The organism is Sulfurimonas sp. (assembly GCF_014859695.1).
Classification (GTDB): Bacteria; Campylobacterota; Campylobacteria; order Campylobacterales; family Sulfurimonadaceae; genus Sulfurimonas.
This window is the reverse complement of sequence record NZ_JACUTS010000033.1, coordinates 1-21,939: the sequence shown is the minus strand read 5'-3', so window position 1 is coordinate 21,939 and position 21,939 is coordinate 1. Positions and strand designations below refer to the sequence as shown.

Below are 21,939 nucleotides of genomic sequence, written 5' to 3'. Positions count from 1 at the left end.
ATTTTGTTTACAGAGTCGGCTGGATTTTATACTTTATTAAGAATTAAATCTATATAATTTCGGCTCAGTAAACAAGACTGACAAAAGTGGCCCCGTCGTCTAGCGGTAAGGATCCATGGTTTTCATCCATGTTACAGGAGTTCAATTCTCCTCGGGGTCACCACTTCATCATTTAAAACAATCCAAAATAAAACATCTCCTCAGCTAAAGTTAGATAAAATCACAAAAAACTATTTTAGGAATTTTAATGTTAAGATTTGCGCCAAGTCCCACAGGTGATATGCATATCGGCAATTTAAGAGTTGCCATATTTAACTACATCGTATCAAAACAGAGAAATGAAGAGCTGATTATTAGAATCGAAGATACAGACAAAGAGAGAAATATAGAGGGCAAAGATCAGGAGATACTTGATATTTTAAATCTTTTTGGTATCGAATACTCTCAAGTCATGTATCAAAGCAACAATAAGCGTTTTCACTCTGCTATGGCACTGCAGCTTCTGCATGAGCTAAAAGCATTTAACTGTTTTTGCTCATCAGCGTGGCTGGATAATAAAAGAGAAGAAGCTAAAAATAGTAAAACTGCATACAGATATGACGACGCATGCGCATCCCTTCCGGACGAGCTTGTTATTGATAACGAGAGTCCTTTTACGGTAAGAATAAGAAAACCCATGGAAGCCATCATCGTAAAAGACCATATCAAGGGCGAGATAAAATTTGAAGCCAATGAGATAGACAGCTTCATAATTTTAAGACAGGATAAAACTCCTATGTACAACTTTGCATGTGCGGTTGATGATATGTTAAGTGATGTATCACTGATTATTCGCGGAGAAGACCATGTGAGCAACACTCCAAAGCAGATTCTTATCAGAGAAGCGCTTGGGTACCACAAAAAAATAGAGTACGCACACCTACCGATAATATTGAACGACAACGGCAAGAAGATGAGCAAGAGAGATGATGCTTCTAGTGTTAAATGGCTTCTTGAAGAAGGGTACCTGCCCTCAGCCATCGCAAACTATCTCATACTGATGGGAAACAAACCGCCGAAAGAGATTTTTCATCTGGCAGAGGCTATAGAGTGGTTTGACTTGAAAAACATAGCAAAGTCCCCTGCCCGTTTTGATATAAATATGCTCAAGCATATAAACAGAGAGCATATTAAAATGCTTGAGCCAAAAGAGCTCTCTCGCTATGTCGGTTTCGCCGATGAAAATATAGGAGAGCTTGCAAAAATATATCTAGAAGAGTCAAATACGACTAAGGAGCTAAAAGCTAAAATAGCTTCTATCTTTGCCAAGAAAGATATTCCCGATGAGTTTAAAGAGTATGCCCAGACAATAGTTAAAATTGTTAAAGATGCGCCCTACTTTGAGGAGTATGAAGATTTTAAAAATTATATTATGAATGAGTCTGGATTAAAGGGCAAAAACCTTTTCAAGCCATTGCGTATTTTACTCACGGGCGTAGAACACGGTCCTGACATTGCCGCTGTATATAAATATATTAAAAACTATATAGGGGAGATTGTAAAATGAGTATTTTAATAGAGATAGTTCAAGGCATCGGGGCGATAGCTCTTACGTTTATCACTATATACATGTGGGTTGTTATTATAACCGCTCTGCTTAGCTTCGTAAATCCTGACCCATTCAATCCGATTGTTCAGTTTTTATATAGAATAACAAATCCCGCATACGCACTTGTTAAAAGGTATATAAGGACGAATTTCAACGGTCTTGATTTAGCACCGCTAATAATCATAGTAGTACTACAGATAATCATCGTTTTTCTTGGTGCTCTTTTGCGCGCTCTTTAGGAGTGTGTGAAAACTTCTACTCTTTTTTATATTTTATAACCCTTGAAGATGACGTGTTGTCATCAAGGGTAAGATTTATTGTAGCTGATTGCTCAAACGCTACAAGATAGTATTGATTCCAGTCATTTTTTGTATCTACTAGATGAGAAAATTGATTTTCTTGAGGCAATTTTTCTACTTTAATAGGCAGTTTTGAGTTCAATTTAAGTCTCATGTCTGCATCCTTCGGATTTTTCGGGCTATAAAGCTCTTTGGACTCTTTTGTAAACATAAATACAAAAAAATACTCATTTTGATTGAATGATTTTGGATAGACTTCATTTAAATATATTATGGAAAAAATACCGCTTATTGTGCCCTCTTTTGATACAATTTTTGAGCTTTGCAGACTAGAGGCGCTTAGTTCCTGATCTTTTTCCATAGTAAATCCAAAAAAAGCGTCTTTTCTAGAACAGCCACTAAAAAGTATTAAAATAGTAAAAATAGTAAAAATAGTTTTCAATCAAATTCCTCTAAATAATCGCAGAATTATATCTTATTAAACAAGCTTTTAACGACTATTTTGTATAATCACTTAAATTTTCACAAAGTAATAAAATTGAAAAAAAGATTAGCAGTTGCATTTACAGGTCCGTCAAACAGCGGAAAAACGACACTTATTTTAAAAGTTGCGAGAAAACTTATTCACGACTTTAAAAAAGAGGTCGCTATTATTAAGCATGACCCCAAAGATAAAGCTCGTTTTGATGTTGAGGGAAAAGACAGTTACAAGTTTTCAGACACAGGTGCAGAGGTTATCGTAACCTCCCCAAATCGCACCACCTACTTTTCAAACAGACACAAAGAACTTGATGAGATGATTAGACTCTTTAATGACTTTGATATTCTGCTTGTAGAGGGATTGAAAAATCTGCCTCTTCCTAGAATAAGCATATTTAGAGATACTTTGGATGAGGATTATTTTCCGTATATGGATGCGCTTGCGATTGATGGCAGTATAGATTTGAATAATTATAAATTGCCTCAAAACGTTGATGTTCTAGATATAAACAACTGCGAAGATGTAATAGAGTGGATATTTAAAAATGCAAAGGAAGTGTAAGAGAGATGACTGATATATTTAGTGCCATACAAAGAACGGCTATTAGAATTAAAGATGCAATAGATACGAAAGATATCGGTTATTCGCAACAGGAGAACAGCTCAGGAGAGACGCAGCTTCAGCTTGATATTAAATGCGATATGATTGTTGAAGAGGAGTTCTCAAACGTAGCGTCTATCCATACGATTGCAAGTGAAGAGAAAGAGAAAGAGCTCATGTTGCATAAAGAGGGAAGATACTTTATTGCCTATGACCCGCTTGACGGCTCATCTTTGATAGATGTAAATCTAAGCGTCGGCTCGATTTTCGGCATATACGAGAACGGCTTTGGCACGCAAAATATGGTTGCCTCATGCTACGTTGTTTTTGGACCTCGCGTGGAGATGGTTTTTGCGCACAACAAAGCAAAGCTTCATCTGCTCCAAGGTGCAGAGTTTGAGTTTATAAAAGAGATCCGTCTTAATGAAAAAGGGAAGCTAAACGCACCGGGCGGAACACAACAGAACTGGAAACCTTACCACAAAGAGCTAGTAGAGAGCTTCTTTGCAGAGGGTTATCGTCTGAGATACTCAGGCGGAATGGTACCTGATCTGCACCAGATTCTTCTAAAAGGCGGTGGGCTTTTTAGTTATCCGGGAACTTCAGACAAGCCTGATGGCAAGCTTCGCAAACTTTTTGAGGTATTTCCTTTTGCATTTATCTTTAAAACTGCCGGCGGTGAGGCGATTGATGGCAAAAAAGATTTGATGGAACTCGATTTTGCTCATATACATGACACATCGCCATGTTTTTTCGGCTCCAAATATGAGATACAAAGAGTAAAAGAAGTCTATGCAAACAACTGATGCGCTAGAGATGGACAAATTTGAGCTTTATCTTGATGAGATGATAGAGAAACTGCATAAATGTCAAAAAGAGAAGCACTCGGCAAGCTGTAGCAGTTGCGAGCTCTATTTAGATTGTGAGCTAAGAAACAACTATGTAAAAGCTGTTTACAACAGCATGTCCAAAGGTGATACCGGCGGATTTGAATTTTAAGGAGAAAAAATTGAGTAAATATATAACAACACCTATCTATTACGTAAACGGCGAGGCGCACATAGGACATGCCTATACAACTTTTATAGCAGACACTATGGCTAGATATGAGAAGCTAAAAGGTGAAGACACCTACTTTTTGACCGGAACTGATGAGCACGGTCAAAAGATAGAAGAGTCTGCGCAAAAAAACTCTAAGCCAACACAGCAGTTCGCCGATGAGATTAGTGCCGGTTTTAAAAATCTTTGGGATGAATTTGGGATAAGTTACGACAAGTTTATCCGCACAACTGATGAAGATCATAAAAAAGGTGTTCAAAAAGCTTTTGAAGCCATGTATAACAAAGGCGATATTTACAAAGATTTTTATGAGGGTCACTACTGTGTTAGCTGTGAGACATTTTTTACGGAGATGCAGCTTGTTGATGGTGAATTTTGCCCCGACTGCGGCAGAAGCACAAATATCATCAAAGAGGAGAGCTACTTTTTTAGACTCTCAAAATATGAAGACGCACTCCTAAAACACTATGCTGACAATCCTGATTTCATCATGCCGCGTTCTCGTGCAAATGAGGTTATAAACTTCGTAAAAGGCGGTCTTCGTGACCTCTCCGTGACAAGAACATCATTTACTTGGGGCGTAAAAATGCCTGAGTCAATCAAAGATGACAAGCATGTAATGTATGTGTGGCTTGATGCACTTTTAAACTATATTACTGCACTTGGTTACCCAAATGATGATGCAAATATGCATTACTGGCCGGCATCGGTGCAGTTTGTAGGTAAAGATATTCTCCGTTTTCATGCCATCTACTGGCCTGCATTTTTAATGAGTCTTGACCTCCCTCTTCCGCAGCATATCGGCGCACATGGATGGTGGACAAGAGACGGCGAAAAGATGAGTAAATCAAAAGGCAATGTTGTCTCTCCTAGAGAAGTTGCTAATGCTTACGGTGTTGAGAACTTAAGATATTTTATGCTCAGAGAGGTGCCTTTTGGGCAAGACGGCGACTTTTCCCAAAGAGCATTTATTGACAGAATAAATTCTGAGCTTAGCAACGACTTGGGTAATCTACTCAACCGTATTATCGGCATGAGCGGCAAATATTCAGACCTTGAGATTGACAGCGTGGATGTTTTAAAATACCACACAAAAGAAGTAGACGCGATGAATGTTGTTCTAGACTCTCTTGATACATTTATGGAGAACCTGCAGACTCACAGATATCTTGAGGAGTTGTGGAAGCTCTTTTCAATCGCAAACAAAGCCATAGAAGAGCATGCTCCGTGGGTTAAAATGAAAGAAGGCAGAAGAGATGAAGCGCTGGCTACGGTCGCTCTTGTTGCAAATATTTTGGCAAAAGCCTCTATTATGCTCCACCCTGTTATGCCAAAAACTACAAATACTATTGCAGATGCTTTGAATTTCAATATCGATAATGCAAGCTACAGAGAGCTAATCGAGGATAAGAAACTCTTAAAATTATTTAATATCAAGCCTGTCCCTCCACTTTTTCCGCGCGTTGAAGAGCCGCTTATGCCTGAAGCTCCTCTGGCTCAGCCAAATGTTACCGAAGAGAGTGCCAAAGAGCAGGATAACCAAAAAGAGGAAGATAATCTTATTGAGATTGGACAGTTTTTTGAGACATTGCTAAAAGTTGGAGTAATCGTAGAAGCCGAGGATGTTCCAAAGAGCAAAAAACTCTTAAAGCTTCAGGTTGATTTGGGTGAAGAAAAACCAAGACAGGTCGTTGCCGGAATCAGAGAATTTTATACAGCGGAGTCTCTGCTAAATACGCAGGTTTGTGTTGTTGCCAATCTAAAACCTGCAAAACTTATGGGTATGATCTCAGAAGGAATGCTTCTTGCTGCAAAGGATGAAGATGGTCTATGTTTAGTAAGACCTGAAAAACCTAAAAAAGCAGGCACGCCGATTGGATGAGACTTGAAAACTTTCTAGCACTTACACAAGCTACTCTTCTAAATGAGCCATGCATATATAGCTTTGAAAACATTGTTTTTGAGGCTATAAAAGTAAAAAGAGGCGACCTTTTTTTTGCCTATGATTATGACGATATTGCTTTAGCTGTTGCAAACGGTGCCTATGGTATTGTGTTTGAAAAAACAACTGTGGTAATTGACTCTGAAATTGCATGGATAAGAGTTGAGTCTCTTGATGTAGCCTTGAAAAAACTTCTTCGATTTAAGATGATTGAAAAAGAGGTTGTAGCTTATGAGTGCAACGAGATTGTGCTCAAACTCTCCATGCAGGTAATTACAGAGACAAACTTTCTCCCGCTAAGAGGTGATTTAAGATCACTTTTTAGGAGTTTGTGGGAGATACAAAACAGAAGCATCGTGCTCTTTTGCCCTGCTCTAACAGACCGTGCTATATTTGCAGCCGTAAAAACAGTCCCAAAAAGACCTTTTGCCCCCATCGAGATTATGGAGCAGACGCTTTTTGAGACATCGTTTATTTATGATAATATATTTTATGAGAGGCAGCTAATTTCTCCTTTTTTTATCTCCTATTTAGAAGAGTTGCTGCACTTTTTTAAAACGGCAAAGATAAACTATAAACTCAAAAAATTTACTCCCATAGAGCACTTTGAAGCTGTTTTTACAAACAAAAAACTTGAAGTTAAAAACTTCGGCACAAGCGATAAGGTGCTTATTTTTGAACCAAATGTCACTCTTATAGATTCACAGATTCTTTTTTTAGAGCGCCACGCATCATGGGCAAAAATCATCTTTATTGTTCCCTCTCATGCAAAGCAAGAGAGGAGTGAAAATATTTTTAGTTACAAAAACGAGAGAGATATTCTAAATATACTAAAAGAGAACAGTTTTCATTTTGCTCTTATTGCCGGTGTCGATAAATCGATACTCAATAAACCGCTCTCTCGGCAGACTCAGCTCATAATGGATTTTTAGATACAATGATAATATTAGAAATTTTCAAATCGGAAAGAAGATAATGAATAGAAGAGACTTTTTTACAACCGCTACAACAGCGTCTGCTTCCATCGTTTTGGTAGGATGCAACGAGAAAAATAGAGAAGCAATCGACTATTCTAAACACCCAGAAAAAAGTGAGAGCGGTACAAAAAGAGTAAATATCAACAAAAATAAAAAAACTACCATCAAACTCGCAACGAGTTGGCCTGCAAGTTTTCCTATTATGGGTGTCGGTGTTGAAAGAATGGCAAAGAGATTAAAAGATATAAGCGGCGGCTCGTTAGACGTTAAGATATACCCTAAAAATGTTCTTATACCGGATTTAGCGGTCTTTGATGCCTGTTCTAGCGGTCAGATCGATGCTTTTCACTCTGGACCATACTACTGGAAGGGAAAAAACAGCGCTTTTTCACTCTACAGCGGCATCCCTTTTGGTTTTACAGCAGAGGAGATAAACTCATGGATGCTCTTTGGCGGCGGGATGGAGCTGTGGCGAGAGCAGTATGCAAGATACAACCTTCATCCGTTTATGGGCGGAAATACCAACATCCAAATGGGTGGATGGTTTAGAAGTGAGATAAAATCACTCGCTGACATGCAGGGACTTAAGATGAGAATCCCCGGTCTTGGCGGAGAGGTCTTCTCTAAAATGGGAGTAAACTCGGTCTTGCTTCCTGCGGGGGAGATATATACTTCACTCGAGCGCGGAGTTATCGATGCGACAGAATGGGTTGGACCCGCACTTGATATTAAGATGGGATTTTATAAGGTTGCGCCGCACTACTACTCGGGGTGGCATGAACCGGGCTCAATTTTAGAGCTTACATTTAACAAACAGTTTTATGCTAAGTTGTCTTTTGAGCAACAATCTATGATAGAGGTCGCAGCAAGCGAGATGAACTCAAATATGGCGTATGAGTTTCACAGCGAAAATATCAAAGCACTAAAACAGCTAAAAGAGCTGAATATCTCAATGCATCAGTTTCCGGCAGATGTCGTAGATGAGGGAAAAAGAGCTCTTAAGGAAGTTATAGCTGAGCTTAGCGAGAAAAACGACGATTTTAAAAAGGTTTATAGCTCTATTGAGAGCTATTTAGAGCTTTGTAGAGAGTGGAGTGATGCAAGTTTGAGGTATTTTTTAAATGAGAGATAAAAAAGGTGTTGTTATTTTGAGAAATTTATTACTCTATTCTTTTCTGCTTGAGACCTTTTTGTGGGGCTCATTTAGCGGAACAATTATTGACAAAACAACATCCCTTCCTATAGGCAATGCTACCGTAAACGACTCATGTTTGAGTGTAAAAAGCGATGAGAATGGAACTTTTTTTATTGATAGCAACGAAGATAAAATCTTTATAAAAGCGTACGGATACAGACCGTATAAATTAGATAAAGATGAAGATAACGACACGATTGCTAAGCTGGAACCTATAACTGTTAAAGCTCTTTATCTGAGCTTTTGGCGTGCCAGCAACAACTCTCCTAGACTCAAAGAGATCTTAGAGATTATAGACAGAACAGAGATAAACTCCATCGTTGTTGATGTTAAGAGCGAGTATGGTTCAACCTCATATAAAACCTCTTTTGAAAAGGCAAACAGCTACGGTGCGCACAATGATAGAACAAACAGGGATATCGAGCAGTTTATGAAGCTGATGAAGTCCAAAAACATATACACTATTGCAAGAATAGTGACATTTAAAGATGAGCTTCAAGCTTCCAATAATCCTGAATATGCAATCAAAAAGAGGGATGGAACTCTCTGGAGAAATCATGATGAGATGGCTTGGGTTGACCCTTTTGACAAAAGAGCGCACGAATATACGGTTTCAATCGCCGAAGATGCTGCAAAAGTAGGTTTCGATGAGATAAATTTTGACTACATACGCTTTCCCGCAAAAGATGGGCTTAGTTTTTCAAAAGAGAGCACACAGCAGAACCGCATTAAAGCGATAAGCGATTTTTTAAAACTGGCACAAAACAGACTTAGAAAATATGGCGTTTTTATCTCTGTAGACACCTATGGAAATATCTGCTGGGAAGACCATGATATGGGAATCGGACAGATGATAGAGCCGCTCGCTAAATATGCAGACTATATCTCTCCTATGCTCTACCCTTCGGGATTCTCTAAAGGGTCATTCGGACTTGAAAATCCATCCGAGCATCCGCATATGGTTATCTATAAAAGTTTAAAAAATATTGAGGAGCAAATTGAGTCAAAAAGGCTCAGACCGTGGCTGCAATCTTTTAAAGATTATGCGCATAGAAAAATAGAGTATAACTACTTTGAAATAAACGAGCAGATAAGAGCTACAGCCGACACAAATACAAGCGGATGGATGTTGTGGTCGCCATCAAGCACGTATAAACTCACTCATTTTAGAATCCAAGAGAGAGATGTTTTAACTCTTGATTCAACGCGCGAGAATCCGGAGTATATTGACTAACCAGGTCGTGAAATTTTTTGGAGTGGTTCATATGCACTAAATGAGCCAACTCATGTACAACGACAAAATCGATGAGCCTTTTATCTATCTTGATAAGTTCGGTATTAAAAGTTATTGTGCCTCTTGAGCTGCAACTTCCCCACCTGCTTCTCATCTTTTTGAACTTTATGTCGCTGTAGCTTAGAGCCATCTCTTTGGCGTAGTGCTCTGCTCTTTGGGTAAGATAGTTTTTTGCGTAATTTTTGTAGTATTTGTCATAGCATTTTAAAATAGGATCAATTTTTGAGATATCTATTTTTTTCAGATACTCTCTTAATTCACTCGCTTCATCGCTGTCTATGCTAAATAGCTCTCCAAATAGCAGAACTTCATCTTGGAGATTGTGGGTTTTTGGCAGATTCTCTTCTACTATTTTTAACTGTTTTCTTATCCACGACTCTCTTTTTGAAAGAAGGTTCTCTATATAGCTCTCTGATACCCTTGGTGTTTTAAGCGTAATATCTCCGTTTTTTTTCACGCTGATATAGCTGTTTTTTAGACTTGGTTTGCAGAGATGTAAAATCTCTAAATCGTTAAATCTTATTTTATTGGTACTCAATCGGATCTTTTACTCCGGCTTCTTTAAAGCCTTTTAGTCGCAAACGGCAGCTGTCGCAGACTCCACATGCTTTGTCTTCGCTTTTGTAACAACTCCATGTAAGATTAAGAGGAACATTGAGTTCAAGCGCATGTTTGACTATTTGTGACTTTTTCAGATGCACGAGAGGCATCTCAATCACAATATTTGTCTCATCTTTTGTGCCTAGATTTATAGTTTGCTGCATACTTTGTATAAAAGACTCTCTGCAGTCCGGGTATCCGCTGCTATCCTCTTCTACAACGCCTATGGCAATAGCCTCGGCACCCTCTTTCTCTGCTAGCGCTGCTGCCATACTTAAAAATATACCGTTTCTAAAAGGTACGTAGGTAACGGGTACACCCTCTTGTATGCCACCCGTTGGAACCTCTATGTTTTTATCAGTCAGAGCAGAAGCGCCGATTTGAGCAAAAAAGTCCAAATCTAAAACATACCTGCTTATAACTTTCAGCTCATCACATATGGCATGAAAACACGCCAACTCTTTTGTCTCTGTTCTCTGTGCATAATTAAAGTGCAGAGCAACAATCTCATAACCCATTTTCTGCATCATATATGCGCTAAGCGTTGAATCCATACCGCCACTCATGATACAGAGCGCTATTTTATTTTTCTTTATCATAAAAATATTTTAACATAATTTGTTTACTATATTTGCTATAATTCGCCCATGATTGAACTAGATAACAGAACTTCCTTACAGATTGATACCCTCGTCATAGATGCCATAGCAGATTCTCTTACAAAAAAAGAGATAGAGTTCATCCTTACAAACAGCGATGAGATGAGAGAGATAAACAAGACGCATCGCAATATAGACAAAGACACCGACGTCCTTAGTTTTCCATATGAAGAGATGCCTATGAGCCCTCTTGGAAGTATAGTTATCTCATCTTCGCATGTAGAAGCGGGCGCAAAGGAGTTTGGGCATAGTACAGACGATGAGCTCACACTTCTCTTTATTCATGGAGTGCTGCATCTTCTTGGTTATGACCATGAGGTTGACAACGGAGAGATGAGAAAAAAAGAGGCAGAGCTTATCGAGAAGTTTAATCTGCCAAAAAGCTTAATAATCAGAACACAAGGATAAAGCGTATGGATTTTGTAATCTTTATAGCGGCTATGACGGCTCTTATTTATGGAGCCGACTTTGTCATAAAGGAGTCCGAGCGCATAGCTCTACATTTTGATATATCTCACTATGTCATCGGCGCTACTCTTATAGCCTTTGGAACATCTCTTCCTGAAATGGCTGCTTCCATGATGGCATCATATGCAGGCAAAAGCGAAATGGCGGTTGCAAATGTTGTGGGCAGTGTTATTTTTAACATTACTCTTGTACTTGGAATTGTTTTTTTCATCTCCAAAAAGATGGTTCCAAAAAGAGACCTCTTCTCTTTAGACAGTGCTTGGGTGGTTATTCCCGTGGTAATCTTTTTTATAATGATTCAAGACGGCGAGATAAGCAGAGTGGACGGAGTTTTATATCTGCTTTTAATGACCTCTTATCTTATATTTTTATTTGGAAGTTCAAAAGAGACTCTCCAGAGCGACATCGATGAAGAGCTTGTGAGAGAAAAATTCAACTGGGGTTTGACAATAGCGCTTCTTCTTGTCGGATTTGTGCTAACTATCGGCGGAGCAAATTTCGTTGTGGAGAGCGGCACAAATATAGCAAGATCTTTTGGTATCAGCGAGTGGATTATAGGTCTTTTTCTTATAGCTCTTGGGACATCACTTCCTGAGCTTGTTGTCTCAATTGTAGCCATAAAAAAGGGCAACGCAGAGATGAGCATAGGAAATATCATAGGTTCAAATGTTGCAAACTTCTCAATGGTGCTTGGTTCTGCATCGCTTGTAAGCCCGCTGATAGTAGACCTTGTGGCAACAAAGTTTGATCTACTTATAATGGCAGCAGCTTCTATTGCCCTTGTTTTTATCTTGGCAAACAAACTCTATAACAGAGTCGGAGCTATATTTTTACTCATAATATTAGCTCTTTTTATACAAAACGCAGTATAAGTTTCTTTAGAAAACGCAGTATAAGTTTCTTTAGAAAACTCATTATGAGTTTCTTTAGAAAAGTTTCTCTAAGCTACATCTTTGCATATGGCTTCTACTGTTCAATATATCCCATCTCCAAAAGCTTGTTATAAATATCTGAAACTATTTTACCCGCTGCCGAACCACCATGTCCACCATGTTCAACCATGACTAAAACTACATATTTTGGATTTTTGTACGGTCCGTAAGTTGTGAACCAAGCGTGAGAGCGGGTGTAGTACTCCATCTCATGCTCCAGTTCTCTCTTTTTTATATCTTGCAGAATGCCAACAACTTGTGCTGTTCCTGTTTTGCCTGCAATCTTGACTTTTGAGCTTAGATAGGAAGTTGCCGTTCCGCTTGGGTAATTACAAACTTCATACATCGCTTTTTGGATAATTGGAAGTTTTTTTAACTCATCTTCATTGAGTACCTCTTCAAACTCCGGCTTAATCTCCACATCTCCTATCTTTTTTGCAAATTGCGGACGAGGAAGTTTAGCCGTTGCCATAAGTGCCGTAAACTGCGCTATCTGCATAGGTGTAGTTAGAAAATCACCTTGCCCGATTGAGGTATTTACCGTCTCTCCTATATACCATGGTTTGTCGTATTTTTCTCTTTTCCACTCCCTTGAGGGTACGGTGCCAATAAATTCATTTGGTAAATCAACACCTGTTTTTCTGCCAAGACCGTATCTGATAAGCCCATCGCTCATCTTCTTGATACCAAGCTGAATGCTTCCTTTGTAAAAAAAGTCATCACAGCTCTCTCGTATGGCTTTTGTTATGCCGGTATCTCCATGTCCGTCCCTTTTCCAACATCTAAATACCCTTTTGCCAAGCGGCATTGATGCTGTGCAGTGAACTCCCCAATTTGGACCGATTTCAGGTGAGGTTATATAGATAAGTCCAAGTCCTGTTTTTATAACTGAACCGGGTGGATAAAGTCCATGAATAAGTTTGTTTGTAAAAGGTTTTTCAAGGCTGTTTGAGAATCTGTCCCACTCTTTATAGCTAATGCCCGTCACAAATGTGTTAAGATTATATTCTGGAAAACTGCTTGCCGATAAAATGGCACCATCCACACCCATAACAACTACAGCTCCTGATTTATTGGCAAAAAGTGAAGAGATATATTTTTGAAGTTCAATGTCTATATTTAATGTTAATTTTTTATTTTCTATAGCAGCCTTGCTTGAGAGCTCTTCTATCTCTTGATTGTTTGCATTTACTTTTATCTCTCTTTTTCCGGCTACTCCCTGCAGGTAGGTGTTATAATATTTCTCTATGCCTGATTTGCCGGTATAACCTATTAGCTCTTGAAGCTTGTCATCTTTTATGTCACTTTTATTTGCACGTGACACATATCCTATAGAGTGCGCCGCTACTTCGTTATAGGGATAAAATCTTTTTGGAGATGAAACAATATTTATTTTCTCTCTAAGATTTAGAATCGAGTAAACAGGCATAATCTCTTCGTATGAGACAAAGTCTACAACATCTATGAAGTTGTGATTGTAGTAGGAGTCCTCTTTTTTGTAGTCTTTTATAATTTTTTCTCTATCTAGATTTGGCAGTAGTTTAAGAAGAGTATTTATCTCCTCATCGAAAATATACTGATTTTTTTTCAGAGTAAGATGTGGAGCTAGCTGTATCTTAAAACCAAGCTCGTTTATTGCGATTGGTTTATTGTTAACATCTAGTATCTCTCCCCTAACAGGCGCTATCTGTTCGGTTTTTATCGTATTGTCATAAGATAGCTTCTCATAATAGATATTTGATTCCACAGAGAGCACAAAAACTCTTACCAAGAGTGCTAGCCATGTTGCAATAAATACAAAAAGTATAAATTTTACTTTCATAATAAGCTCAATATTAAAAATTCTACAGCCACATAGTAAAGCACATAGTAGCTTAGGCTAGGCATTGGAAGCAAAAATATATTGGACAAAAGAGAATAGAAGAGAAAAAAACCAACGTATACCAAGAGTGAGATAGAGAAATTTACACATACGTTACAATTGAAATTTTGCTTTATTTTTGGGACAATATATCTATGTATAAATGCAAAATATATGATGGTGCTAAAGAGCATATAGCTATTTTGCGCTTCAAAAAAAAGCAGACATATCGCTACCAGAAAGAGCGAAAAAACATCTTCTCTCTTAATCGCTTTTGCGAAAAAAAGATAAATAAGTGCAAAAAGAGGGGGCAGAAAAACGTATATACCGCTTAGTGCGGTATATATAATAAACAACGCCGCGTATAGAAGCGGTGTTAAAGAGTTTTGATTAGAGATACTTCGTTGCATACCGGAAAGTGTTTACATTTAATACAGTCAGCCCAGATTTTATGCTCAGGCAGTGACTCTTTTGGAATTTCGACAAACCCGAGGTTTTGGAAAAACTGTTGTCTATACGTTAAACTTAGAACCTTTTGCAGACCGAGCATTCGAGCATCCTCTACTGCTCTTAGTACTAAATTTTCTCCGATTTTACGTCCTCTTCTACTCTCTTTAACAACAAGAGATCTAATTTCTGCAAGTGAAGGAGTGTGGATATGTAGAGCGCAAAAACCTACAATCTCCCCATCCTCTTTTGCAAGTATATATGATCTTATATTTGTCGCTATCTCATCCGAACTTCTAGCTAAAATAAGACCGGATTCTACTTCAGGGATAACAAGTGTTTGCATCATTTGTATATCTGAGAGCTTCGCTTTAGAAAACTCAACCTCACTCATCCGACGCCCCTTTTAAAATGTCGTATATTATGGTTACAATCTTTTGCATACCTCTTTTTTTGGAGCTTGAAACCATCAAAGCTTGAGGAAACTCTTTTTTAAGAGCATTTTGCTCTTTTTGATTTAGTTTGTCTATCTTTGTAAAAATCTGCATTATTTGTTGTGTTTCATCAGCATGTTCAAGCAAGAAATCGCTTACCGAATTGTCAATCTCTAGGTGTGGATGTCTGCAATCAATCAGATGGATAAAAAGTTTTATCTGCTTTCTCTGAGATATGTAATCAGTTAGATTCTTCTCCCAGTCATATTTTATTGATTTTGATACTTTTGCGTATCCAAAACCTGGCAAATCGACAAACTTTAGTAAAGTTTTTGAAGAGTCTTCTCTATCCATAAAAGTGACATCAAAATAGTTAATAAGTCTTGTTTTTCCCGGAGTGGAAGAGACTTTAGCCAAACCTTTATGGTTGCTAAGCGCATTAAGCAGTGAGCTTTTGCCGACATTTGAGCGCGCCATAAAAACAACTTCGTTCTGCTCTTCACTCTCGGGTGCCCCGTTTATATTTGCCGCCGATGTGACAAACTTTGCGTCAACTATCTCAATCATTTTTGCTCTTATTGCTATCTTGTGCCATATTAAATATCATAATGACCGGCTCTTTTTCTGCACCTTTTGCATAAGCTTTGCCCTCTATAGTTTTAAGGACAACTTCGTCTCCTATAATCTCTTTTTTTTCATTGATCTGCTTTAGATGAACCTCTTTAGAAAAGTGATACTCCTTCTCCTGTGGAAGATAGATCACTTTTTGAGCTTTTCCTTCATAAAGCGCACCATCTAGCGTCTTGATTTTAAAAGAGGCGTTACCTTCTGCAATAAATTTTATAGGCTCTTGCTTCTCATTTGTGTAGATAGTAACAATCGATGCGTTTAATTCATCGCTGCCTCTTATGATATTCACGTCACCTTCAAAAACAGACACACCTGTTTTTTGGTCCGCATTAAATAGCTTGGCTTTTACCTTTAGCTCTTGTGAAAACAGCGCTGCTGTTAAAAAAATTGTTAAAAAAATTGTTTTTTTCATCTCTTACTCTCTTCAAATTTATATATCGCGTTTACATTTTTTGACTCTATTTTTTCTAAAGAGTTATTATACTTTAACTTCTCTCCTGTTACTCTATTTGCACCCCTATAGAGTACAAAATCGCCATCCGCAGTAGCAATGGCCGTTTTTTTGTTATAGACCGCTTTTTGCGTCTCAAAAGTCAGACCGTCTTCTCTGACATAGAGTATCTCTCCATTTAGATGCACAACCTCGTTTTTGTAGACTCCGCTGTTTGCTTTCATATTTGCCATATACTCTTTTGAGTTGTCCGTATAGTCCATCTCTTCAACCGTATATCTATCTGTAAACCTAGCAGCTTTGCTCCCGTTCATCAATGTTACCAACCCTTTTTGGTCTAGCTCATGCATAGTAAAATTGGAGATTGTAAATAGCGGCACCTCTTTAAACACATGCTGTTTAATCTCCATCGGTTTAAACAGAAATAGAATCATCAGCAAGCAGAGTGAAAAAAATATAAAAAAGTAGTTTATATTCAAAATCTACATCCACATGGACAAAAACTCATCTTTTGCATCGTTCTCATCTACTAAAATATCTATCATCTCTCTTACAGCGCCATCCCCGCCATTTTGTGACAAAACAGTGTCAACAAGTTCTCTAACCTCTTTTACGCCATCTTTTGGAGTAAAACTTCTACCGGCAAATTTAAGCATCTTGTAGTCGTTTAGATCATCGCCTATAACTGCGACTTCATAGCTCTTTAACCCAAGTTTGCTCGCAAGCTCTTTTAGTGCACTCTCTTTATCTTTAACATGTTGAAAGAGATGCTTTATTCCGAGCTCATTTGCTCTTTTTTCAACTATTTTAGACTCTCTTCCCGTTATAATTGCAGCATGAAAGCCCATTTTTATCCATGAGCTTATAGCCAAGCCGTCTTTTACGTTGAAATGCTTAATCTCATCGCCGCCAGATGTGTATATAATATCTCCATTTGTCAAGCAGCCGTCAACATCTAAAACAATAAGCTTAATCACAGCATATCTTTCGTGCTTGGAATGCCCACTCTCTCATTGGTTTGCATCGCTCGACGAAGGGCAACTGCAAGTGATTTGAAAGCAGCTTCAATGATGTGATGCTTGTTTTTGCCTCTAAGAGCTACAATGTGCGTGCTTATTCTTGCATTTAAGACAAGGGCTCTGAAAAACTCTTCAACAAGCTCCGTATCAAACTGCCCCACTTTGCCCGCCACATTAACCTCATAAACCAAATATGGGCGATTGCTTAGATCCAAATCACAACTAACGCAAGCCTCATCCATGACAATATTGGCACTTCCAAAGCGCTCCATATTTTTAACCGGATATATAGCTTCTGCCAAAAGAGAGCCAAGAACAATCCCGACATCCTCTACGCTGTGGTGGTCATCTATATGCGTGTCGCCTTTGCATGAGATCTCCAGATCAATAAGCGAGTGCTTTGAGAAGCTCTCCAACATATGGTCCAAAAAACCCACGCCAGTACTTATCTTGCTCTTGCCCTCCCCGCAAAGTTCTAGTAAAATTTCTATATCCGTCTCTTTTGTTTTTCTGCTTTTAGTAATCATCTTTTAGTCCTCTCTAACAATAAATGAATTTTTAAAATTTCCAAGTGATTTATAATCCCTAGCCTCTTCTTCGCTTCTAAAGCCTTTAAGCCATACTTTGAACATTCTGCCGTTGTGTGTCTGCATATCTTTGATAACAGTCTTATATCCATCCGTATCGTCATACTTTTTCTGAGTTAATAGCGCGCCCTCAAATTTTGAAAACGATGCTATCTGAAGAGCAAATCCGTCTGCCTGCTGATCCTGAGGAGACTCTTTTAGCTGCTCTTGAAGAGGAACTTTCTTTTGATTTTTTGAGTGAAAACCAAGAATTTCAATTTCAACCGGTGCCGTTCCATCAGCAATCATATCTATTTTTCGTGCTGCAGTATTAGAGAGATCTATAATTCTTGTTGCAATAAAAGGACCTCTGTCGTTTATTCTAACGACTGTGCTTAAGCCGTTTTTCTTGTTTGTAACTTTTACAATTGTATTCATTGGCAGAGTCTTGTGTGCCGCCGTCATATCGTACATGTTGTACGTCTCTCCGTTTGAGGTCAGCTTGCCATGAAAATCAGGACCGTACCAGCTTGCGTTGCCGCTAAACTCATCACCTACGTTCACGACTGTAGGGTAATATTTTATCCCCCTTATAACATATGGTCTCATCGTCGGATGTTTATAATCTTTTTGATTGATTGCGGAGTTATGTGACCGACTATCGGAGGAGTATGTTTTTGTTTCGCCGAGGTTTGTATATGTTCTAGTGCCTCTTGTGCTACATCCGCTAAGCAATAAAAGAACTAAGAGAGCTACAAAAAAAGATAGTTTATTCATGTAGCTTTAGCCTCTCGCCTTCTCTGATTAAACTGCCTTTTATATTATTTCTAAGCTGTATGCTTCTCACGCTTATTTTATATGCTTGAGAAATCGACTCCAAAGTATCGCCTCTCTTAACTAGATAATAAATTTTTTTGTTTATTTTTTCGATATTTGCTTTGTTATCTATAGGAACAATAAGCTTTTGTTTCAGACTTAAAACATTGCTTTTAAGGTTGTTAAAATCCACAATCATTTTATGAGAAACGCCATACTCTTTGCCTATATCAAAAAGAGTGTCACCTTTTTTTACCACATGAACTTTGTAGATATTTTGAATGTTCTCTTCAAAATATTTCTGCTTAAAGTCTGAGAGTTTTATATATGGAATATATATGTCATAGCCCCCTAAATAGGGAGGAGCAAAATCATATTTGAGATGTCTGTTAAGTTTTTGAAGCTCTGAGAGCGGTATCCCGACAAGCTTTGAAACTCTCTTGAGGGACTCGCCTCTAGGGACTCTTACCGTAGATATAGAGTAGGCATTTGCTCTGTTTAAAAGGTGCTCATACTCACTCTTTAACAAAAACTGCTCATCGTTGCCCATTAGCGCAAGTGCTACAATTTTTCTGATGTAAAGCCTGCTCTCTCTTGGAATATACATCTTTTTTGGATCTAGCAAGATATGAAGTTCATCACTTTTTGCAGCCTCTATCGCTCTGCTGAGTCTTCCGCCGCCGCAGTTATAAGCAATCGCTGCCAAATACCACTTGCCGAATTTTTTATAAAGCCCGCTAAGATGCTCTGCTGCTGCTTCGGTTGATTTTATTAAATCTCTTCTCTCATCAACATACTCATCTATTTTAAGACCGTATATTTTACCTGTTGCGGGCATAAACTGCCATAATCCAGAAGCTTTTTTTACCGAATATGCTTTTGTGGAAAAGTGCGATTCTGCCATGGCAAGAAAGAGGAACTCAGCCGGTATGCCGTGCTTAGCTAAAATGCTCTTTATGGCAGGAATAAAGAGGTAGGCATCATTCATAGCCTGAAAAAAGCGCTTGTCTTTGTAGAGAGTCATGTTGATATTTTTCATATCGTTCATAATAGGGTCGTATAAAAATGAAGCTTCAATATCAAAAGACTCTAAAATAGCTATCTCTTTGGTATGGTTAGAGGTAAAATTAAGACTCGCACTCAACATAAACGGCAGTAAAAGCAGTAAGAAATATTTCAAAACGGCAACTCTTATTTTAAATTTTAGGAAGTTGATTTTATCTAAATCAAAATTAAATAGAGTTAATAGATTATGATATTAAGAAATATTAAAGAGTTTTAGGGCGTTTTTGGTTGTTGTTTTCTCTATATCTTCGAGTGAAATCTCTAAAAGTTCGGACATTTTTTTTGCAACAAAAGTAGTGTAAAGAGGCTCATTTCTCTCACCTCTGTGCGGAGTCGGTGTCAAGTATGGACCATCCGTTTCAATTAAAAGTTTTTCACTTGGAATTTTTGGCAACGCGTGAAGCAATTTTTTTGCATTTTTAAAGGTTAAAACACCGCCTATTCCAAAGTAAAAACCCTCATTTGCAAGGCTCAATAACTCCTCATCAGCATTATAGCAGTGAAGAACTCCTCCGACCTCTTTCGCATTGTGTGCAAGAAGAATCTCTTTTGAGTCTCTTGAAGCATCTCTAATATGCACAATAAGGGGCTTTTTATGCCTTTTTGCAATCTCGATTTGAGCTATAAAAACCTCTTTTTGTCTCTCTTTTTCTCTCTCTTTCTCTTCGTTTGTTCCCTCAAGTCTAAAGTAATCAAGTCCGCATTCGCCTACTGCCACACACTTTGGATGGTTTATGAAGTCGCTAAAATCCTCATTGTTAAAGGACTCCATATCATAAGGATGCACACCTACTGCGAAATAGACGTCACTGTTGTTTTGGGCAATTTCTGCGGCTCTTTTTAGGTTTTTTGGATCTGCTCCGGGAATGATAAAGCGCTCTACCCCGCTCTCTCTGGCTCTTTTGAGCACTTCCTCCAGATCATCCCTGTATCTCTCATCATCTAAGTGCACATGCGTGTCAATTATCATACTATTCTCTCTATTTTTGTAGACTCAGCAGCTCTTTTGCAAACTTCTTAGCCTCTTGCGTGATACTCTCACCGCTTATTATTCTTGCAATCTCATCAACTCTCTCATCAAAGTCAAGTTCTCTCACATATGACTCATCGCCTTTTTTATGTACCAAAAAGTGCTGGTCTCCCATGGAGGTAAGTTGCGGCTGGTGTGAGATTACAAATATTTGAAAATGGCCTGAGAGCTCTTTTAGCACCTTTGCAACGCTCATGGACTCCTCGCCGCTGAGATTTGCATCTATCTCATCAAGCATTAATACGCCGCCGTTTTTGTTCATAAACTCAGATTTTAGAGCCAGTACGGCAAGACGGAGCCTGTTAAACTCTCCAGTACTAATCTTTTGCAAATCGGTAGCATTTAGTTTAAGGAGCATCTCATCTTTTCCAAAAACCCCATACTCCGCGTCCCTTATCTCGACCTGAGCATCTCGAAGATAGAGCTCTTTTAGGTAGCTGTTTAAATCATCTCTGAAAAATTTTAGCTCATCCAAGCGAAGAGCAGTTATTTTATTTGCCAAATCTTTTACTTTTGCCTCAAGCGCCGCCTCTCTTGATGCCAAATCGCCTTTGGTTATCTCTATATTTTCATACTTTTGTAGCTCTTGTATCTTTTGCTCTTTGTACTCAATAGCCTCTTTAATGCCGCCGTATCTTCTTTTTAAGTCGCTTAACTCTTCAATGCGGTTCAATACCTCTTCGATATCTACTTCATCAAGCGCATTAAACCTCTCCTCTGCACTCTCCATGACGGCTCTGAGCTCATTCATGGCATCATTAAAAAAAGAGTTCTCTATGTTTAACACATCCAGCGCGCTAAATACGCCATGCTCATGCTCAAAAATTGCATTTGCATTGGTTATGGCCTCCAGTGCCTTCTCCTTTTTGGAGAGCTCTTTTTTAATCTCCAAAAGCTCTTCATCCTCGGATATTTTTGGGTTCACACTCTCTATCTTTTTAATCTCAAATGCCGCAAACTCTTTTAATTCAGTAACTCTTTTTTGTTCATCTTCAATAACCAGAAGCTCTTTTTTGACTCTTTTATGCTCTAAAAAAGCCTCTTTGTACCCATTTTTGAGGGCGTCTATATTATGGTTTTGTTTTTTTATTCTATTATCTAAAATTAAAAGAAGATTTTCGTTTTCAAAATCGCTAAAATCTCTTAAAGAAAGATGTCTTAAGTAGTTTGAAGAGAGGCTTGACATCACTTTTTTAGGCAGGCTTTGGTTATTTATAAAGTATCTTGATTTCTCTTTTTTAATATGTTTAAAAATATAGACATCATCATTTTCTATGCCATGCTCATTAGCATCTAAATCCCAAGAAACTGTCGATTCACACAGCGATGCGTCGGAAGATGCACTGCCAAATGATGATAAGATTGAACTCATTAAAATCGACTTTCCGCTTCCGCTTGGACCCGTAAAAACTACAAGCCCCGATTTCAGATCAAGTTCAACCTCTTTAAAACTGAGGTACTCTTTTAAGTAGAATCGCTCTATCATTCATATGCACCTTTTAAAATATTTCAAATTATACTTCTTT

At 38.2% G+C, this 21,939-nt stretch carries 25 protein-coding genes and 1 tRNA gene; 12 read left to right on the top strand and 14 right to left on the bottom strand.

Annotated elements, in window-relative coordinates:
• Positions 1 to 88 precede the first annotated feature (88 nt).
• From IBX42_RS07310 to IBX42_RS07300, 3 genes are all read left to right on the top strand, one after another.
• A tRNA-Glu gene (locus IBX42_RS07310) sits at positions 89 to 163 on the top strand.
• An 84-nt stretch (positions 164 to 247) separates the two neighbouring features.
• Positions 248 to 1,546 carry a glutamate--tRNA ligase gene (gene gltX / locus IBX42_RS07305; RefSeq protein ID WP_294931003.1) on the top strand — a complete coding sequence of 433 codons (1,299 nt, stop codon included), beginning with the start codon at positions 248 to 250 and terminating at the stop codon, positions 1,544 to 1,546.
• Positions 1,543 to 1,827, top strand: coding sequence for a YggT family protein (locus tag IBX42_RS07300; protein ID WP_294931000.1), 285 nt, complete (start codon positions 1,543 to 1,545; stop codon positions 1,825 to 1,827). Before gltX ends, IBX42_RS07300 begins: the two co-directional genes overlap by 4 nt.
• 16 nt (positions 1,828 to 1,843) lie before the next feature.
• Here IBX42_RS07300 and IBX42_RS07295 read toward each other — a convergent pair whose 3' ends face one another.
• On the bottom strand, positions 1,844 to 2,248 hold the full coding sequence (locus IBX42_RS07295) for a hypothetical protein (protein WP_294930997.1): 405 nt from the start codon (positions 2,246 to 2,248) through the stop codon (positions 1,844 to 1,846).
• Positions 2,249 to 2,425: 177 nt separating this feature from the next.
• Between IBX42_RS07295 and mobB the strand changes: the two genes are divergently transcribed.
• Genes mobB through IBX42_RS07260 form a run of 7 tightly spaced genes read left to right on the top strand, consistent with a single transcriptional unit; the run spans position 2,426 to position 9,375 of the window.
• Positions 2,426 to 2,929 carry a molybdopterin-guanine dinucleotide biosynthesis protein B gene (gene mobB, locus IBX42_RS07290; RefSeq protein ID WP_294930994.1) on the top strand — a complete coding sequence of 168 codons (504 nt, stop codon included), beginning with the start codon at positions 2,426 to 2,428 and terminating at the stop codon, positions 2,927 to 2,929.
• A 5-nt stretch (positions 2,930 to 2,934) separates the two neighbouring features.
• Positions 2,935 to 3,774: a class 1 fructose-bisphosphatase gene (locus IBX42_RS07285; protein WP_294930991.1), complete on the top strand. Its 840-nt coding sequence runs from the start codon at positions 2,935 to 2,937 to the stop codon at positions 3,772 to 3,774.
• On the top strand, positions 3,761 to 3,967 hold the full coding sequence (locus IBX42_RS07280) for a hypothetical protein (RefSeq protein ID WP_294930988.1): 207 nt from the start codon (positions 3,761 to 3,763) through the stop codon (positions 3,965 to 3,967). The genes IBX42_RS07285 and IBX42_RS07280 overlap by 14 nt, the downstream gene beginning before the upstream one ends.
• Positions 3,968 to 3,977: 10 nt before the next feature.
• Positions 3,978 to 5,909, top strand: a complete 1,932-nt coding sequence (metG, locus tag IBX42_RS07275) for a methionine--tRNA ligase (RefSeq protein WP_294930985.1) — start codon at positions 3,978 to 3,980, stop codon at positions 5,907 to 5,909.
• Positions 5,906 to 6,901 (top strand): hypothetical protein, encoded by a 996-nt coding sequence (locus tag IBX42_RS07270; protein ID WP_294930982.1) that lies wholly within the window; start codon positions 5,906 to 5,908, stop codon positions 6,899 to 6,901. The genes metG and IBX42_RS07270 overlap by 4 nt, the downstream gene beginning before the upstream one ends.
• A gap of 43 nt (positions 6,902 to 6,944) precedes the next feature.
• On the top strand, positions 6,945 to 8,078 hold the full coding sequence (dctP, locus tag IBX42_RS07265; RefSeq protein ID WP_294930979.1) for a TRAP transporter substrate-binding protein DctP: 1,134 nt from the start codon (positions 6,945 to 6,947) through the stop codon (positions 8,076 to 8,078).
• Positions 8,079 to 8,094: 16 nt separating this feature from the next.
• Positions 8,095 to 9,375 (top strand): putative glycoside hydrolase, encoded by a 1,281-nt coding sequence (locus IBX42_RS07260; protein ID WP_294930975.1) that lies wholly within the window; start codon positions 8,095 to 8,097, stop codon positions 9,373 to 9,375.
• Here the strand turns inward: IBX42_RS07260 and IBX42_RS07255 are convergent.
• Both IBX42_RS07255 and queC read right to left on the bottom strand, forming a co-directional pair.
• The gene (locus IBX42_RS07255; RefSeq protein WP_294930972.1) at positions 9,308 to 9,973 is read right to left on the bottom strand and encodes a SprT family zinc-dependent metalloprotease; all 666 of its coding nucleotides are present in this window, start codon (positions 9,971 to 9,973) and stop codon (positions 9,308 to 9,310) included. The genes IBX42_RS07260 and IBX42_RS07255 overlap by 68 nt on opposite strands.
• Positions 9,960 to 10,634: a 7-cyano-7-deazaguanine synthase QueC gene (gene queC / locus IBX42_RS07250; protein WP_294930969.1), complete on the bottom strand. Its 675-nt coding sequence runs from the start codon at positions 10,632 to 10,634 to the stop codon at positions 9,960 to 9,962. The genes IBX42_RS07255 and queC overlap by 14 nt, the downstream gene beginning before the upstream one ends.
• A gap of 48 nt (positions 10,635 to 10,682) precedes the next feature.
• Here queC and ybeY point away from each other — a divergent pair, with 48 nt between their 5' ends.
• Positions 10,683 to 11,102 carry an rRNA maturation RNase YbeY gene (gene ybeY, locus IBX42_RS07245; RefSeq protein ID WP_294930966.1) on the top strand — a complete coding sequence of 140 codons (420 nt, stop codon included), beginning with the start codon at positions 10,683 to 10,685 and terminating at the stop codon, positions 11,100 to 11,102.
• Between the two features lie 5 nt (positions 11,103 to 11,107).
• A complete protein-coding gene (locus tag IBX42_RS07240; RefSeq protein ID WP_294930963.1) occupies positions 11,108 to 12,034 on the top strand; it encodes a calcium/sodium antiporter in 927 nt (308 codons plus the stop codon).
• A 94-nt stretch (positions 12,035 to 12,128) separates the two neighbouring features.
• On the opposite strand, the gene mrdA is transcribed toward IBX42_RS07240, so the two are convergent.
• From mrdA to IBX42_RS07185, 11 genes are all read right to left on the bottom strand, one after another.
• Positions 12,129 to 13,916, bottom strand: a complete 1,788-nt coding sequence (mrdA, locus tag IBX42_RS07235; RefSeq protein WP_294930960.1) for a penicillin-binding protein 2 — start codon at positions 13,914 to 13,916, stop codon at positions 12,129 to 12,131.
• A 415-nt stretch (positions 13,917 to 14,331) separates the two neighbouring features.
• The gene (locus IBX42_RS07230; protein WP_294930957.1) at positions 14,332 to 14,796 is read right to left on the bottom strand and encodes an N-acetyltransferase; all 465 of its coding nucleotides are present in this window, start codon (positions 14,794 to 14,796) and stop codon (positions 14,332 to 14,334) included.
• Positions 14,789 to 15,403: a ribosome biogenesis GTP-binding protein YihA/YsxC gene (yihA, locus tag IBX42_RS07225; protein ID WP_294930954.1), complete on the bottom strand. Its 615-nt coding sequence runs from the start codon at positions 15,401 to 15,403 to the stop codon at positions 14,789 to 14,791. The genes IBX42_RS07230 and yihA overlap by 8 nt, the downstream gene beginning before the upstream one ends.
• Positions 15,396 to 15,878 (bottom strand): lipopolysaccharide transport periplasmic protein LptA, encoded by a 483-nt coding sequence (gene lptA, locus IBX42_RS07220; protein WP_294930951.1) that lies wholly within the window; start codon positions 15,876 to 15,878, stop codon positions 15,396 to 15,398. The genes yihA and lptA overlap by 8 nt, the downstream gene beginning before the upstream one ends.
• The gene (gene lptC, locus IBX42_RS07215; RefSeq protein ID WP_294930949.1) at positions 15,875 to 16,396 is read right to left on the bottom strand and encodes an LPS export ABC transporter periplasmic protein LptC; all 522 of its coding nucleotides are present in this window, start codon (positions 16,394 to 16,396) and stop codon (positions 15,875 to 15,877) included. Before lptC ends, lptA begins: the two co-directional genes overlap by 4 nt.
• A 3-nt stretch (positions 16,397 to 16,399) precedes the next feature.
• Positions 16,400 to 16,894 carry an HAD-IIIA family hydrolase gene (locus IBX42_RS07210; RefSeq protein ID WP_294930946.1) on the bottom strand — a complete coding sequence of 165 codons (495 nt, stop codon included), beginning with the start codon at positions 16,892 to 16,894 and terminating at the stop codon, positions 16,400 to 16,402.
• The gene (gene hisB, locus IBX42_RS07205; protein WP_294930943.1) at positions 16,891 to 17,463 is read right to left on the bottom strand and encodes an imidazoleglycerol-phosphate dehydratase HisB; all 573 of its coding nucleotides are present in this window, start codon (positions 17,461 to 17,463) and stop codon (positions 16,891 to 16,893) included. Before hisB ends, IBX42_RS07210 begins: the two co-directional genes overlap by 4 nt.
• A 3-nt stretch (positions 17,464 to 17,466) precedes the next feature.
• Complete coding sequence (locus IBX42_RS07200; RefSeq protein WP_294930940.1) at positions 17,467 to 18,279, bottom strand: septal ring lytic transglycosylase RlpA family protein; 813 nt, start codon at positions 18,277 to 18,279, stop codon at positions 17,467 to 17,469.
• Positions 18,272 to 19,498, bottom strand: a complete 1,227-nt coding sequence (locus IBX42_RS07195; protein WP_294930937.1) for a lytic transglycosylase domain-containing protein — start codon at positions 19,496 to 19,498, stop codon at positions 18,272 to 18,274. The genes IBX42_RS07200 and IBX42_RS07195 overlap by 8 nt, the downstream gene beginning before the upstream one ends.
• 78 nt (positions 19,499 to 19,576) lie before the next feature.
• Positions 19,577 to 20,353, bottom strand: coding sequence for a TatD family hydrolase (locus IBX42_RS07190; protein WP_294930935.1), 777 nt, complete (start codon positions 20,351 to 20,353; stop codon positions 19,577 to 19,579).
• A gap of 10 nt (positions 20,354 to 20,363) precedes the next feature.
• Positions 20,364 to 21,899, bottom strand: coding sequence for an AAA family ATPase (locus IBX42_RS07185; RefSeq protein ID WP_294930932.1), 1,536 nt, complete (start codon positions 21,897 to 21,899; stop codon positions 20,364 to 20,366).
• Positions 21,900 to 21,939: the final 40 nt, after the last annotated feature.